Consider the following 15,610-nt stretch of genomic DNA (forward strand, 5'->3'; position numbering starts at 1 on the left):
CAAGCCAAAACCGTTGATTCACAACGGTTTTTTTTCTCCCCTGGCTGGCACTGTCGCCGAACAGCGACAAAAAGGGCCTGTGCGCGCCCCTTTTCCCGGCCAAAACCGGTGGTTTTTCCTGCCCTTCATCACAAGCCGTTGATTCGATTGGAAATTTTCGACCTGGCATAGGGTTTGCCCTTAAAGGGCATGCCTTGGTCCACCACTTCCCGTCATTCTTCTTCGCGCGCGCTCCGGCGAGGCCTGGGCGCGCTGCTGTTTGCATGCCTGGCCGCGGGCTGGAGCGCGGTTCAGGCGATGGACTGGAACGCCCTGGGCGAACTCGCCCGCCAGCGCGCCCAGACGCCGTTTCAACCGGTTGGCGACAAGCTGCCCGAGGACCTGGCCGCGCTCGACTACGACCAGATGCGGGACATCCGCTTCCGCACCGAGCGCTCGCTCTGGCGCGACCAGTCGCTGCCGTTCGAGGCCCAGTTCTTCCACCTCGGCCTCTACCAGAAGCGGGCGGTGCGCCTGCACGAGCTCGCGCCCGAGGGCGTGACCGACCTGCCCTACCGCAGCGCGGACTACAACATGGGCCGCAACACCGTCGACCCGACGGCCTGGGGCGACCTCGGGCACGCGGGCTTCCGCCTGCACTACCCACTGAACAACCCGGCCTACAAGGACGAACTGGTGGTGTTCCTGGGCGCCAGCTACTTCCGCGCGCTCGGCGCCGGCCAGCAGTACGGCCTGTCGGCGCGCGGCCTGGCCATCGACACCGTGGGCGGCCAGGGTGAGGAGTTCCCGCGCTTCACCGACTTCTGGCTGCAACGCCCGGCGCCCGGCGCCACCGAGGTCACCGTGCTGGCCCTGCTCGATTCCCCGCGCGCCAGCGGTGCCTACCGCTTCGTGATCCGTCCCGGCGCCAGCACCACCATGACCGTCACGTCCCGGCTGTTCCTGCGCGTGGGCGCCGGCCCCGTGAACACCCTGGGCCTGGCGCCGCTGACCAGCATGTTCCTGCACGGCGAGAACCAGCCCAACGACAACGATTTCCGCCCCGAGGTGCACGACTCCGACGGCCTGATGATGCACACCGGCGACGGCGAGTGGCTGTGGCGCCCGCTGCAGAACCCCGCCCAGATCTCGGTCAGCAGCTTCACCATGCGCCAGCCGCGCGGCTTCGGCCTGATGCAGCGCGACCGGCGCTTCGCCAGCTACGAGGACATCGAGGCCCGCTATGAGCGCCGGCCCAGCGCCTGGGTGCGCCCGCTGGGCGACTGGGGCGCAGGCCGGGTCGAGCTGGTGCAGCTGCGCACACCCGACGAGACCCACGACAACATCGTCGCCTACTGGGTGCCGGCCACGCTGCCGGCGCCCGGCCAGCCGCTGGACTTCGCCTACGAGCTGTCCTGGCAGGGCGAGGCCCAGCAGACCCCGCCGGGGGCCTGGGTGGTGCAGTCGCGCCGCGGCTACGGCTACACCAAGCTGAGCGCCAGCGAACAGCAGCGCCAGCCCCAGTTCGTGCTCGACTTCGCCGGCCCGGCGCTGGAAGCCCTGCCGGCCGATGCCGCCGTGCGCGCCGTCGCCAGCGCCGACGCCAACGGCCGCATCGTCGAAGCCCTGGCCTACCCCAACCCGACCCAGCGCGGCTGGCGCGTCACCCTGCGCGTCGAGCGGCTCGACCCGGCCCGTCCGGTCGAGCTGCGCGTCTTCCTCCAACACCAGAACGACACCCTGAGCGAAACATGGACACACGCCGTCTTGCCCGAGTGAGCGCGCCCCTGCACGCCCGCAGCCTGTTGCGCGAAGAGCGCCACCCCAACGCGGTGACCGCGCCACCGCTCAACCGCGGCTCCATGGCGCCGCGCCCCTGGCGCGGTTTCTGGAACGGCCTGGGTTCCGGCGTGCTGGCCACGGCCAGCCGCCTGCTGCCGCCCCGCGAGCCCCGCAGCGTCGTGCCCATGGCCGCATGGCAGCGCGCGGCCGAGCGCCGCCGCCTGGCCTTCCTGCTGCTCACCGTGGTGAGCACGGTGCTGGCCGCGGTGCTGTTCAGCGCCGCACACCCCTCCGGCAGCTCGCCCTGGCTGCAGAGCCTGTACACCGTGCTGTTCGTCGTGCTCTCCGTCTGGGTGGTGACCGGTTTCGTCACCGCGCTGATGGGCGCCTGGGTGATGCTGTTCGGCGACCGGCACTCGATCTCGGCGGCCTCGGTGCGCGACCACGCCATGAACCCCGAGGCGCGCACCGCCATCATCATGCCGATCTGCAACGAGGACGTGGCCACCGTGTTCGCCGGCTTGCGCGCCACCTGCGAGTCGCTGGCGTCCACCGGCCATGCGCGCCAGTTCGACGTCTTCGTGCTGTCCGACAGCAACGACGCCACGACCATCGCCGCAGAGCGCGAGGCCTGGGAGCAGCTGCGCGCCGCCCTGGTGTCGCAGCCCGGCCAGCCGGCCGTGGAGGTCTACTACCGTCTGCGCAAACGCCGCACCCACCGCAAGGCGGGCAACGTGGCCGACTTCTGCCGCCGCTGGGGCAAGGACTACCGCTACATGGTGGTGCTGGACGCCGACAGCGTGATGAGCGGCAGCTGCCTGGCCTCGCTGGTCAAGCTGATGGAAGCCCATCCCGACGCCGGCATCATCCAGACCGCCACCCAGGCCATCGGCCACCAGACGCTGCACGCCCGCGCCCAGCAGTTCGCCAGCCGCGTGACTGGCCGCCTGTTCACCCTGGGCATGCAGTTCTGGCAGCTCGGCGAGTCGCACTACTGGGGCCACAACGCCATCATCCGCATCGAGCCCTTCATGGAGCACTGCGCGCTGGCGCCCATCAAGGGCACGGGCGGCATGTCCGGCGGCATCATGAGCCACGACTTCGTCGAGGCCGCCCTGATGCGCCGCGCCGGCTACCACGTCTGGCTGGTCTCCGACCTCACCGGCAGCTACGAGCAGCAGCCGCCCGACCTGCTGTCCGAACTGCAGCGCGACCGCCGCTGGTGCCAGGGCAACCTGCAGAACGCGCGCCTGATCGCCGAGCCCGGCCTGCACCGCGTGCACCGCGCCATGTTCGCCATCGGCACCATGTCCTACCTCTCGGCCCCGATGTGGCTGGCCTTCCTGCTGCTGGGCATGGCCATGCTGGTCTCCGGCCCCAGCCTGCCCGACGCCTGGCAGGCCCTCCCCGGCAAGGCCGGCGGCCTCTGGGCCTGGACGCTGTGCCTGCTGTTCCTGCCGCGCGTGCTGGGTGTGCTGGCGGTGCTGCTCAAGGGCGAGCAGCGCAGCTATGGCGGCACCGGCCTTCTGCTCGGCAGCGCCGTGCTGGAAAGCGTGATGGCCGTGCTGCTGGCCCCCATCCGCATGGTGGGCCACTCCATCTTTGTGGTGGTCGCCATCACCGGCATCAAGCTGGAGTGGAAGTCGCCCCCCCGGGAAGCCGTGGGCGTGGCCTGGGGCGATGCGCTGGCGCGTCTGGCACCGGTGTCGCTGGCCGTCGCCTCGCTGCTGGCGCTGGCCAGCCTGATCAACCCCGACGCCCTGCCCTGGCTGCTGCCGGTGGCCCTGCCGCTGCTGCTGTCGGTGCCCGTCACGGTGCTGACCGGCCACGTGGGACTGGGCACCTGGGTGCGCAACCGCGGCGCGCTGCTGATCCCCGAAGAGTCGTGGTCACCCGCCGTGCTGCGCCGCGCCTGGCGCCACGCCAGCCGCCTGGCGCTGAAGGCCGCGTAAACCACACGCCTGCGAGTACCGCGAAGCCGCCCCACCCGGGCGGCTTTTTTCATGGCTTGGGCGGCTGGAGGTAGCGCTGGTCCGACCAGGTCGCCAGCCACTGCGGCACGAAGGCCACGAAGATGGCGCCGAACATGCCGGTCAGGAAGGCGTCGCCCCAGGCCATCAGCCAGCGCGCGACCAGGGACAGGTCACGGGCGGGCTCGCCGGCCAGCCACTGGAGGCCCTCCAACAGCAGGCCGGAGAGAAACACCGCGGCGGCTGTGCCCAGAAACGCACGGCCCAGGGTGTACACAAACAGGTTGGGCGGCAGCCAGCGCCGCATCACAGCGCCGATGCCCAGCGCCAGCGTGGCCGGCACCAGTCCGGTCCACACCCACTGCTGCAGCACCGCTGCCGGTTCAGCCTGGCCCACAACCCAGACCACGGCCGCGATGCCCGCCAGCACCAGCACCGCCAGCGGCCAGCCGAGCATCAGCACCAGCAGGCAGGCGCCCGAGAGCTGCACCTGCAGGCCCTGCGGCATCTTCTGCGGCAACAGCCACAACCAGGGCAGCAGCACCAGGGACGCGAGCGCCGGCGTGAACAGCGGACCGCGCAGCATGCGCCAGGGCCGCAGCCACAGGGCCACCGCCACGCAAAGCACCGCCATCGACAGGTTCAGGGCCGTCCACATGGGAGGCGAGTATGGGTGGGGGAGCGCGCGATCCGCTTGACTTCGGTCAACCCATGCCGGGCAGCTTGGGCATGCCCTTCATGCCGCCCATGCGCTTCATCATCTTCATCAGACCGCCGCCCTTCATCTTCTTCATCATGCCCTGCATCTGCTCGAACTCCTTGAGCAGGCGGTTGACTTCCTGGACGTGCACGCCGGCACCGGCGGCGATGCGGCGCTTGCGCGTGGCCTTGATGAGGTCCGGCTTGCTGCGCTCCTTAGGCGTCATGCTGCAGATGATGCCTTCCTTGCGCTTGATGTCCTTCTCGGCGCGGCTCAGGTCGGCCTCGCTGGCCTTGGCGGCCAGGTTGCCGGGCAGCTTGTCCATCAGGCTGGACAGGCCACCCATCTGCTTCATCTGCCGCAACTGGTCGAGAAAGTCGTTGAGGTCGAAGTCGCCACCGCTCTTGACCTTGGCCGCCAGCTTCTGCGCTGCCGCCATGTCCACGCCGGCGGTGACCTGCTCGACCAGGGCCACGATGTCGCCCATGCCCAGGATGCGGCCGGCGTGGCGCTCGGCGTCGAACACCTCCAGGCCGTCGATCTTCTCGCTCACACCGGCGAACTTGATCGGCGCACCCGTGACCTGACGCACCGACAGCGCCGCGCCGCCGCGCGAGTCGCCGTCCATCTTGGTCAGGATGATGCCGGTCAGCGGCAGCGCGTCCTTGAAGGCCTTGGCCGTGTTGACCGCGTCCTGGCCCTGCATGGCGTCGACCACGAACAGGGTTTCGACGGGGTTGAGCGCGCCGTGCAGTTCCTGGATCTCGCGCATCAGCGCTTCGTCGATGGCCAGGCGGCCGGCCGTGTCGACCAGCAGCACGTCGACATAGTGCTTCTTCGCGTAGTCGAGCGCGGCGCGGGCGATGTCCAGCGGCTTCTGGTCGGGTGAACTCGGGAACCACTCGGCCCCGGCCTGCGCCGTCACCGTCTTCAGCTGTTCAATGGCGGCCGGGCGGTAGACGTCGCCCGAGACCGTCAGCACCTTCTTCTTGCGCTTCTCGATCAGGTGCTTGGCCAGCTTGGCGGTGGTGGTCGTCTTACCCGCGCCCTGCAGACCGGCCATGAGGATCACCGCGGGCGGTTGGGCCGCCAGGTTGATGTCCGACACGCCGTCGCCCATGGTGGCCGCCAGCTCGCGGTTGACCACGCTGACCAGCACCTGGCCGGGTGTGAGCGAACCCACCACGTCCTGGCCCAGCGCCTTTTCCTTCACGCGGGCGATGAAGTCGCGCACCACCGGCAGCGCCACGTCGGCCTCCAGCAGGGCCATGCGCACCTCGCGCAGCATGTCGGTGACGTTGCTCTCGGTGATACGGGCCTGGCCCCGCATTTCCTTGACGATGCGTGACAGGCGGTCGGAAAGGGCTGAGGCCATGGTGCGGTGAGAAAGTGGGGGGTGGTGGCGGCGGAACGCCAGGGCCCGGTCGCGTGGCGGAACCGGCGGTTCGCACGGCCAAGACGCTTTAAACTCCAGTGGCGATTTTAGCCGCCCGCCCGCCGGCCACCGGCCTCCATTCCCCCGCCATGACCTTCCTGCCAGCCCTCACCTCCAACCCGCCCGCGGCGCTGCTGTCGGCGGTGGCGGCACTGGCGTATGCCTTTCTGGCCTGGGCGCATCCCCGGCTGAGCGAGCGGCAGACCCGCAATGTGCTCGCCACAGCGTGGGTGCTGCACCTGGTCGTGCTCGGCACGGCACTGATGGAAACGCCGGCCCGGTTCGGGTTCGCCCCAGCGCTGTCGGTGACGGCCTGGCTGGTGCTCACGGTCTACCTGATCGAGAGCCGTATGTACCCCCAGCTCAAGGCCCGCTGGACGCTGGCCGTGCTGGGCACCCTGGCCGTGCTGCTGGCACTGTTTTTCCCCGGCTCTCAATACCACGCCCTGCCCTCGAGCTGGATGCCGCTGCACTGGGCGCTGGGCATCGCGTCCTATGGCCTCATCGCCGCCGCGGTGGTGCACGCCTGGCTGATGCAGCGGGCCGACAAGGCGATGCGCATGGGCGACACCGGCGACACCGCCATGCCGCTGCTGACGCTGGAACGGCTGACCTTCCGTTTCGTGGCCGCGGGCTTCGTGCTGCTCACCGCGACCCTGCTGGTGGGTGCCTGGTTCTCCGAGCTGCTCAACCAGCGCTGGGTGTGGAACCACAAAACAGCCTTCTCGGCGCTGGCCTGGCTGACCATGGGCGTGCTGCTGCTCGGGCGCTGGCGGCTGGGCTGGCGCGGCCGGGTGGCCATCCGCATGCTCTACCTGGGGGCCGGATTCCTGCTGCTGGGTTATGCCGGCTCGCGTTTCGTGCTCGAAGTGGTGCTGCAGCGCGCCGGGTGACCCGATGAAATACCTGCTTGTCCTGCTGGTGCTGCTGTTCGCCTTCTGGATCTGGCGCAACAACCGCCAGACCGCAGAACGCGACGACACGCCCAAGCCCAGGGCACCGCGCGGCCCGGTGGCCATGATCGCCTGCACCCAGTGCGGCACCCATGTGCCCGAAGCAGAGGTCGTGCAGGGCACCCGGGGCCGGTACTGCTGCGCAGAACACCGCCGCCAGCACGAGGCCTCGGTGCGGTAATGCGCGACACGCGGCCACCGCCCTGACATGCCCAAGGAACCGTCCTCCCAGTTCGCCCCTTCCTGGTTTTCCACGCTGGAAGCCGGCAACAGCGCGCAGGACCGCCACCACCAGGTGCGGGCCTATGTGCGCCTGTGGCGCGCTTTCATGCGGGCCCGGGTGCTCATCGCCTTCGTGCTGCTGGCGCTGCAGGTGTTTCTGCTGAGCAGCCCGGGCGCCGGGCCATCGTGGCTGGTGGCGGTGTGCGCGCTGCACCTGAGTGCGGCGCTGGCCGTGCTGTTCTCTACCCGCCCCCCGGCCCCGGGACAGGCCTTGGGTGTTCAATGGCTGCTGACCATCGGGGTCGACCTGGCCGCCTTCGGCGTGCTGCAGTACTTCGAGCAGGCCGGCATCAACTACACGCCGCTGTTCGCCTTGCCCGTGCTGATGGCGGCCATCCTGGGCTCCATGACCCTGGCACTGGCCACCGCCGCCGTGGTGACGCTGTACCTGCTGGGCGAAGCGGCGATCAGCGCCCCGCTGCTCAGCGAGGTGTCGACTTCGCGCTTCCTGCAGTCTGGATTGACGGGCACCGGCTTTTTCCTGGTCGCCATCCTGGCCAGCCAGCTGGCGCAGCGGCTGGCACGCGAGGAGGCCCGCGCCCGCAGCAGCCAAGCCGCGGCCCGCGCACAGGCCCAGGTCAACGAACTGATCATCGAGAGCCTGAGCGAAGGGGTGCTGGTGGTCGACCGCCATGGTGTGGTGCGCAATGCCAATCCCGCGGCGCAGGGCATGCTCATGGGCGAGGCCTACCCCCATGCCGCCAAGCTGCTGCTGTCGGCGCGCTCCGGCTGGGAAGAGCTGGCGCGGCTGGTGGACCAGACCTTCCTGCGGGGCCAGGAGCTCGAATCCGAGGTCCGGGTGGACCTGGACGAACTCACCACCCACCGCCTGTTCGCGCGCACGCGGCTGACCAGCGCCCAGAGCGCCCGCCCCATCGAGCTCTGCGTGCTGTTCCTGGAAGACCTGCGCGAGGTCGAGGCGCGCGTGCGAACAGAAAAACTCGCCTCCATGGGCCGCATGTCGGCCGCGGTGGCGCACGAGATCCGCAACCCGCTGTCGGCGATCACGCAGGCCAATGCGCTGCTGGACGAAGAGGTCACCGAGGCCGGGCAGAAGCGCCTGACGCGCATGATCGACCAGAACGCGCAGCGCCTGGCCAAGATCGTGGACGACATCCTCAATGTGGCCCGTGCGCAGCCCAGCCAGGGCGAGACGGCGCCGGCCCTGCCCCTGGACCAGACGGTGCGCTACATCACCCACGAGTGGAACCGCGGGGCGCAGGCCCAGGGCGTTCTGGGCGTGCACCCGCACGCGCCAGGCGCGCACATCGCGTTCGACCCCGAGCACCTGAGGCGCCTGCTGATCAACCTGCTGGACAACGCCCTGCGCCACGCCAGCCGGCGCCCCTCATCGGTGCGGGTGATCACGCAGCCCAGCGGGTCGGACCGGGTGCGCATCTCGGTGTGGAGCGACAGCGCGCCGCTGGAGCCAGGCGTGCTCAAGCACCTGTTCGAACCCTTCTTTTCTTCCGAGAGCCGGTCCAGCGGACTGGGCCTGTACATCTGCCGGGAGCTGTGCGAGCGCTACGGCGCGCAGATCGCCTACCAGCGCAGCCGGCTCGACCAGAAGGAGGGCAACGAGTTCTACATCCTGGTCCCCACCCTGCAGGGCGGCGTGCGGGCCCCGGTCCAGCAGAGCCTGACCTATCCTCCGGGGGACTCGGTGCCCCCACCCTCGCGCCCGTCCACCAACGGACCACCGTCCCTGTCCACGCTCTGAGTGCCCATGTCCGCCTCCTCCACCGCCTGTGTGCTGGTCGTCGACGACGAACCGGACCTGCGCACCCTGTACGAACTCACCCTGTTGCGCGAAGGCCATGAGGTCGTGTCGGCGCCCGACCTCGCCCAGGCCCGGGAGTGGCTGGGCCAGCGGCGCTTCGATGTGCTGATCTCCGACATGCGCCTGCCCGACGGCCTGGGCCTGGAGCTGCTGCGCGAACTGGGCGAGCAGCAGCGCACCGAAAAGACCATCGTGATCACGGCCTACGGGTCGGCCGAAAACGCGGTCGAGGCGCTCAAGAGCGGGGCTTTCGACTACCTGACCAAGCCGGTGGACCTCAAGCAGCTGCGCGCCGCAGTGCAGGCCGCCCTGCACAGCCAGCGCCATCCGGCGGCCGGCGCGCCGCGCCGCGGCACGGTGAACGACCCCCCGCGCAGCGCTCCCCCGCCGCCGGCCGGCGTGCAGGCGCTGCGGCGCATCGTCGGCGCATCGGCGACCATGCAGCAGATCCGTCAGCGCATCGAAAAAGTGGCGACCAGCATGGCCCCGGTGCTGATCCTGGGCGAATCGGGCACCGGCAAGGAACTGGTGGCGCGGGCCGTGCACGAGTGCAGCCACCGCTCCGACGGACCGTTCGTGGCCGTCAACTGCGGGGCGATCCCGGACAACCTCATCGAGGCCGAGTTCTTTGGCGCGCGCAAAGGCGCCTACACCGGTGCCAGCCACGACCGGGAAGGCTACTTCCAGGCGGCCCGCGGCGGCACCCTGTTCCTCGACGAAATCGGCGACCTGCCGCTGGGCATGCAGGCCAAGCTGCTGCGCGTGATCCAGGAGCGGCGCGTGCGCCCGCTGGGTGGCGTGCAGGAAGAGGCGGTCGACGTCCGCCTGGTCAGCGCCACCCACAAGGACCTCGCCACCCTGGTCCGGGACGGTGACTTCCGGCAGGACCTGTTCTACCGGCTCAACGTGATCGGCCTGCGCACGCCGCCGCTGCGGGAACGGCGGGAAGACCTGCCCGGGCTGGTTGATGCCCTGCTGCACCGCATCTGCAGCGAAACCGGCCAGCCAACGCCCACACTCACCGCCGATGCCCTCGCCTGGCTGCAGGCGCGCGAGCTGCCGGGCAACGTCCGCGAGCTGGAGAACCTGCTGCAGCGCGCGCTCGCGCTGAGCTCCGGCAGCCAGTTGCAAGCGCAGGACTTCGCGGACCCGGGCGATGTGGACGCCGGCTTCACGGCCACCCGGCCGCCCAGCGAGCCGGTGGAGTCCACCGAGGCGCCCACCACCCAGCCCGACACCATCCCCGACGATCTGCAGAGTTACCTGGACGAGCAGGAGCGACAGGTCCTGCTCATGGCGCTCAAGGAATGCGACTACAACCGCACGGCCGCGGCCAACCGCCTGGGGCTCAACCTGCGGCAGATCCGCTACCGCATCCAGCGCCTGGGCATCACCATGCCGTCCGACGATGACGACAGCACCACCTGACACCGGCGACTGGTCGGGGGGCTGGCTGCGCACCGCGCAGCAGGTGCTCTCGCCCAACGCCAACGACCGCCCCGCGGGCGCCGTGGTCGACCTCATCGTCCTGCATTCGATCAGTCTGCCGCCCGGGCAATACGGCGGGCCGGAGGTCGAGCAGCTGTTCACCAACCGGCTCGACTGGTCGACCCACCCCTACTTCGAGCAGATCCGGGGGCTGGAGGTCTCGGCCCACTTTTTCGTGCGCCGCGACGGGCAGGTCGTGCAGTTCGTGGACGCGGACCGGCGCGCCTGGCACGCGGGGGTGTCGTGCTGGCGCGGCCGCGAGCGCTGCAACGACGACTCGATCGGCATCGAGCTGGAGGGCCTCGAAGGCCAGACCTTCGAGGATGCGCAGTACCGTGCGCTGGCCGACCTGTGCCGGCAACTGGCCGACCGCTACCCGATCACCCACATCGCCGGCCACGAGCACATCGCCCCCGGTCGCAAGCTCGACCCCGGCCCCGGTTTCGACTGGGCACGGTTGCAGCGCTGCCTGGCCTGGGACCATCGGTGCTTTCCCGAGTGTGTGATCGCCACATTCGATCCGGACGCCTCCACCGCCTGACCGGCGCCAACGTCGCTCCGCACATTGCCAGCAAAGACGCGGATTTCCGCGCGGAATCCGCACGAAATGCGCGTCGGCGCTCGGTTCCTGAGTCCAAGCCACGCACCGGCGCCGCACCACGCCAGGCCTGAACGCACCGCCTTTCCGATGGCTTTTTGCCAGACGAAAACCAGCATGCACTTTTTATCAAAACACTACCGGTAGTGGCTTGAACCACCACCAGACACCAGATATAGTGTGCGCCGCACCAGCCGAACCTTCGGCGCCACAACACAAACGAAAGAGGAACCATGCTGACCGCCACGCCCACAGCCTCCCCGAACGCCCCCCACATGCCCACCGGCAGCACCGGCCCTTCCGCCGAGCCCGCAGGCGCCTCCGTGCTGACCCAGTACCAGATCATCCGTCGCAATGGTGCGGTCGTGCCGTTCGAGCCGAGCAAGATCGCGGTGGCCATGATGAAGGCCTTCCTGGCGGTGCACGGCACCCAGGGCGCGGCGTCGGCCAGCGTGCGCGAGACCGTGGACGCGCTGACCCAGACGGTGGTGCGCGCACTGATGCGCTCGCGCCCCGGCGGCGGCACCTTCCACATCGAGGACGTGCAGGACCACGTCGAACTGGGCCTGATGCGCGGCGGCCACCACGAGGTCGCCCGAGCCTACGTGCTGTACCGCGAGCGCCGCGCGCAGGAACGCGCCCACCAGGCCGAAGCCGCCAAACCCGCCGAGGCCACGCTGCATGTGATGGACGGCGGTCAGCGTGTACCGCTGGACATCGCGCGCCTGCAGGGCCTGATCGAGGCCGCTTGTGCCAACCTGGGCCAGGACGTCAAGGCCGATCCCATCGTGGCAGAGACCAAGCGCAACCTGTACGACGGCGTGCCGATCGAGGAGGTCTACAAGGCCGCCATCCTGGCTGCGCGCACCCTGATTGAAAAGGACCCGGACTACACCTACGCCACCGCGCGCCTGCTGCTGCACACCGTGGTCAAGGAGGTGCTGGGCGAAGAGGTGCCGGCCGCACAAATGGGTGAGCGCTACGCCGACTACTTCCCGCAGGCGATCAAGAAGGGCGTGCAGAACGAGCTGCTGGACGAGAAGCTGCTGCAGTTCGACCTGGCCCGCCTGGGCGCCGCGCTCAAGCCCGAGCGCGACCTGCAGTTCGACTACCTGGGCCTGCAGACCCTGTACGACCGCTACTTCCTGCACGTGCGCAAGAGCCGCATCGAGCTGCCGCAGACCTTCTTCATGCGCGTGGCCATGGGCCTGGCACTCAACGAGATCGACCGCGAAGCGCGCGCCATCGAGTTCTACGAGGTGCTGTCCTCGTTCGACTTCATGTCGTCCACGCCAACCCTGTTCAACGCCGGCACGCTGCGTTCGCAGCTCTCCAGCTGCTACCTGACCACCGTGCCCGACGACCTGGACGGCATCTACGAGTCGATCAAGGAAAACGCGCTGCTGTCCAAGTTCGCCGGCGGCCTGGGCAACGACTGGACCCGCGTGCGCGCCCTGGGCGCCCACATCAAGGGCACGAACGGTGAATCGCAGGGCGTGGTGCCCTTCCTGAAGGTGGTCAACGACACCGCCGTCGCGGTGAACCAGGGCGGCAAGCGCAAGGGCGCGGTCTGCACCTACCTGGAAACCTGGCACCTGGACATTGAAGAATTCCTGGAGCTGCGCAAGAACACCGGCGACGACCGCCGCCGCACCCACGACATGAACACGGCGAACTGGATTCCCGACCTGTTCATGAAGCGCGTGATGGAAAAGGGCGAGTGGAGCCTGTTCTCGCCCAACAACGTGCCCGACCTGCACGACCTGTTCGGCGCCGACTTCGAGAAAGCCTACCTGGCCTACGAGGAGAAGGCTGCCCGCGGCGAGATCAAGCCCTACAAGAAGGTCTCGGCCACCGACCTGTGGCGCAAGATGCTGTCAATGCTGTTCGAGACCGGCCATCCCTGGATCACCTACAAGGACGCCTGCAACGTGCGCAGCCCGCAGCAGCACGCCGGCGTGGTGCACAGCTCCAACCTCTGCACCGAGATCACGCTCAACACCAGCGACACCGAGACCGCCGTCTGCAACCTCGGCTCGGTCAACCTGCACCGCCACCTCAGCAACGGCCAGCTCGACCACGCCAAGCTGCAGAAGACGATCAACACGGCGATGCGCATGCTCGACAACGTGATCGACATCAACTACTACGCGGTCAAGAAGGCGCGCGACTCCAACCTGCGCCACCGCCCGGTCGGCCTGGGCCTGATGGGCTTCCAGGACGCGCTGTACGAACTGCGCATTCCCTACGCCTCCAACGAGGCGGTCGAGTTCGCCGACCGCTCGATGGAAGCGATCTGCTACTACGCCTACTGGGCCTCGACCGAGCTGGCCCGCGAGCGCGGCCGCTACAGCAGCTACCGCGGCTCGCTGTGGGACCAGGGCATCCTGCCGCCCGACACGCTGGACCTGCTGGCGCGCGAGCGCGGCGGCTATGTGGACGTGGACCGCTCGGCCAGCCTGGACTGGGACGCGCTGCGCAAGAAGATCGCGCAGGACGGCATGCGCAACTCCAACTGCGTGGCCATCGCGCCGACCGCCACCATCTCCAACATCATCGGCGTGGACGCGTCCATCGAGCCCTGCTTCGGCAACCTGTCGGTCAAGTCCAACCTGTCGGGCGAGTTCACCGTCATCAACAGCTACCTGGTCAAGGACCTCAAGCGCCTGGGCCTGTGGGACGACGTGATGGTCATGGACCTCAAGCACTTCGACGGTTCGCTGCGCCCCATCGACCGTGTGCCGCAGGACGTGAAGGCGCTCTACGCCACCGCGTTCGAGGTGGAGCCAACGTGGCTGGTGGAAGCCGCCGCACGCCGCCAGAAGTGGATCGACCAGGCGCAGAGCCTGAACATCTACATGGCCGGCGCCTCGGGCAAGAAGCTCGACGAGACCTACAAGCTCGCCTGGCTGCGCGGTCTCAAGACCACCTACTACCTGCGCACCACCTCGGCCACGCACGCTGAAAAATCCACCGGTCGCACCGGCCAGCTCAACGCGGTGTCGGCCCATGGTGGCGAGCCTGCGATGAGCGCGGCACCTGCGGCTGCAATGGCCTCCGAGCCCGCTACCGACATCAAGTTCTGCGCGATCGACGACCCGGGCTGCGAAGCCTGCCAGTGATGCCTGCGCTCATGCGCGTGATGAAGGTGTCGCACCGTGTGCTTTTTCGATGCGACACCGCAACACAAAACATTCATCGCGCGCATGAGTCCTTTGCATTTCATGCCGACACTTCGATAATCCGCTGAATTGGACACCACCATGCTGACCTGGGACGAACAAGTCACTCCCTCCTCGAAGCCCGCTCTTCAAACATTGCCACCCACCTCATCGGGTGCGCAAGCTGCAGTGTCCTCCCCCGCTTCTTCCTCCGCCGTACACAGCAGCGAGCAACGCCGCGTGAACGTGGCCGACAAACGCATCATCAACGGCCAGACCGACGTCAACCAGCTGGTGCCGTTCAAGTACAAGTGGGCCTGGGAAAAGTACCTCGCCACCTGCGCCAACCATTGGATGCCGCAGGAAGTGAACATGAGCCGCGACATCGCGCTCTGGAAAGATCCGAACGGCCTGACCGAAGACGAGCGCCGCATCGTCAAGCGCAACCTCGGCTTCTTCGTCACCGCCGACTCGCTGGCCGCCAACAACATCACGCTGGGCACCTACCGCCACATCACGGCGCCCGAGTGCCGCCAGTTCCTGCTGCGCCAGGCGTTTGAAGAAGCCATCCACACCCACGCCTACCAGTACATCGTGGAGAGCCTGGGCCTGGACGAAGGTGAGATCTTCAACGCGTACCACGAGGTCTCGTCCATCCGCAACAAGGACGAGTTCCTGATCCCGTTCATCGACGCGATCATGGACCCGGCCTTCAAGACCGGCACGCCCGAAGCCGACCAGACACTGCTGAAGTCGCTGATCGTGTTTGCGTGCCTGATGGAAGGCCTGTTCTTCTACGTCGGCTTCACGCAGATCCTCGCACTGGGCCGCCAGAACAAGATGACCGGCGCCGCCGAGCAGTACCAGTACATCCTGCGCGACGAGTCCATGCACTGCAACTTCGGCATCGACCTGATCAACGCGATCAAGCTCGAGAACCCGATGCTGTGGACACCGCAGTTCAAGGCCGAGATCAAGGAGCTGTTCCTCAAGGCCGTGGACCTGGAATACCAGTACGCCGAAGACACCATGCCGCGCGGCGTGCTCGGGCTCAACGCCTCCATGTTCAAGGGCTACCTTCGCTACATCGCCAACCGCCGTGCCACGCAGATCGGCCTGGAGCCGCTGTTCCCGAACGAAGAGAACCCGTTCCCCTGGATGAGCGAGATGATCGATCTCAAGAAGGAACGCAATTTCTTCGAGACCCGCGTCATCGAATACCAGTCCGGCGGAGCGCTGTCCTGGGACTGATGCCTCATCCCATGCTCACCGAACCACAAAGCCCTGCCCCAGACGTTCCAGCGTCCGGGGCAGGGCTTTGTCACAAGATTCAAGGCCTTGGCGCCTTTCGTGGATGCATCCACGGCGCCAGGTCCCTGAATCACTTCCGCGGAGATTTGCCGCGCGAAGTGCTCTTTGCAACTTGATCAAGGAGAAAACAATGGCAACTGCGAAAAAAGCCCCGGCCAAAAAGGCCGCTGT

Annotated in this window: 12 protein-coding genes; 9 read left to right on the top strand and 3 right to left on the bottom strand. The window is 68.1% G+C overall.

Features of this window, described 5'->3' with window-relative positions:
• Window positions 1-189: 189 nt before the first annotated feature.
• Together HPS01S_RS17330 and mdoH are read left to right on the top strand one after the other, a co-directional pair.
• A complete protein-coding gene (locus tag HPS01S_RS17330) occupies window positions 190-1,758 on the top strand; it encodes a glucan biosynthesis protein G (RefSeq protein WP_084397473.1) in 1,569 nt (522 codons plus the stop codon).
• A complete protein-coding gene (gene mdoH, locus HPS01S_RS17335) occupies window positions 1,731-3,713 on the top strand; it encodes a glucans biosynthesis glucosyltransferase MdoH (RefSeq protein ID WP_066158832.1) in 1,983 nt (660 codons plus the stop codon). Before HPS01S_RS17330 ends, mdoH begins: the two co-directional genes overlap by 28 nt.
• Window positions 3,714-3,762: 49 nt before the next feature.
• Here the strand turns inward: mdoH and HPS01S_RS17340 are convergent, their stop codons facing one another.
• Window positions 3,763-4,389 carry a hypothetical protein gene (locus HPS01S_RS17340; RefSeq protein ID WP_066158834.1) on the bottom strand — a complete coding sequence of 209 codons (627 nt, stop codon included), beginning with the start codon at window positions 4,387-4,389 and terminating at the stop codon, window positions 3,763-3,765.
• Between the two features lie 46 nt (window positions 4,390-4,435).
• Complete coding sequence (ffh, locus tag HPS01S_RS17345) at window positions 4,436-5,806, bottom strand: signal recognition particle protein (protein WP_066158836.1); 1,371 nt, start codon at window positions 5,804-5,806, stop codon at window positions 4,436-4,438.
• A gap of 149 nt (window positions 5,807-5,955) precedes the next feature.
• Here ffh and HPS01S_RS17350 point away from each other — a divergent pair, with 149 nt between their 5' ends.
• The 7 genes from HPS01S_RS17350 to HPS01S_RS17380 all read left to right on the top strand — a co-directional run bounded on the left by HPS01S_RS17350 (window position 5,956) and on the right by HPS01S_RS17380 (window position 15,379).
• Window positions 5,956-6,759 (top strand): cytochrome C assembly family protein, encoded by an 804-nt coding sequence (locus HPS01S_RS17350; RefSeq protein ID WP_066158837.1) that lies wholly within the window; start codon window positions 5,956-5,958, stop codon window positions 6,757-6,759.
• A gap of 4 nt (window positions 6,760-6,763) precedes the next feature.
• Window positions 6,764-7,000 carry a PP0621 family protein gene (locus tag HPS01S_RS17355; RefSeq protein WP_066158839.1) on the top strand — a complete coding sequence of 79 codons (237 nt, stop codon included), beginning with the start codon at window positions 6,764-6,766 and terminating at the stop codon, window positions 6,998-7,000.
• Window positions 7,001-7,027: 27 nt separating this feature from the next.
• Window positions 7,028-8,821: a sensor histidine kinase gene (locus HPS01S_RS17360; RefSeq protein ID WP_084397475.1), complete on the top strand. Its 1,794-nt coding sequence runs from the start codon at window positions 7,028-7,030 to the stop codon at window positions 8,819-8,821.
• A gap of 6 nt (window positions 8,822-8,827) precedes the next feature.
• The gene (locus HPS01S_RS17365; protein WP_066158841.1) at window positions 8,828-10,309 is read left to right on the top strand and encodes a sigma-54-dependent transcriptional regulator; all 1,482 of its coding nucleotides are present in this window, start codon (window positions 8,828-8,830) and stop codon (window positions 10,307-10,309) included.
• On the top strand, window positions 10,290-10,910 hold the full coding sequence (gene ampD, locus HPS01S_RS17370; RefSeq protein WP_066158844.1) for a 1,6-anhydro-N-acetylmuramyl-L-alanine amidase AmpD: 621 nt from the start codon (window positions 10,290-10,292) through the stop codon (window positions 10,908-10,910). Before HPS01S_RS17365 ends, ampD begins: the two co-directional genes overlap by 20 nt.
• Window positions 10,911-11,242: 332 nt before the next feature.
• Window positions 11,243-14,089: a ribonucleoside-diphosphate reductase subunit alpha gene (locus HPS01S_RS17375; protein WP_255284237.1), complete on the top strand. Its 2,847-nt coding sequence runs from the start codon at window positions 11,243-11,245 to the stop codon at window positions 14,087-14,089.
• Between the two features lie 141 nt (window positions 14,090-14,230).
• Window positions 14,231-15,379 (top strand): ribonucleotide-diphosphate reductase subunit beta, encoded by a 1,149-nt coding sequence (locus tag HPS01S_RS17380; protein WP_066158849.1) that lies wholly within the window; start codon window positions 14,231-14,233, stop codon window positions 15,377-15,379.
• Window positions 15,380-15,394: 15 nt separating this feature from the next.
• Here the strand turns inward: HPS01S_RS17380 and HPS01S_RS22050 are convergent.
• The coding region (locus tag HPS01S_RS22050) for a hypothetical protein (RefSeq protein WP_218016609.1) at window positions 15,395-15,610 on the bottom strand (216 nt) is incomplete at its 5' end.

It is taken from the genome of Hydrogenophaga pseudoflava NBRC 102511, assembly GCF_001592285.1.
Lineage (GTDB): Bacteria > Pseudomonadota > Gammaproteobacteria > Burkholderiales > Burkholderiaceae_C > Hydrogenophaga > Hydrogenophaga pseudoflava.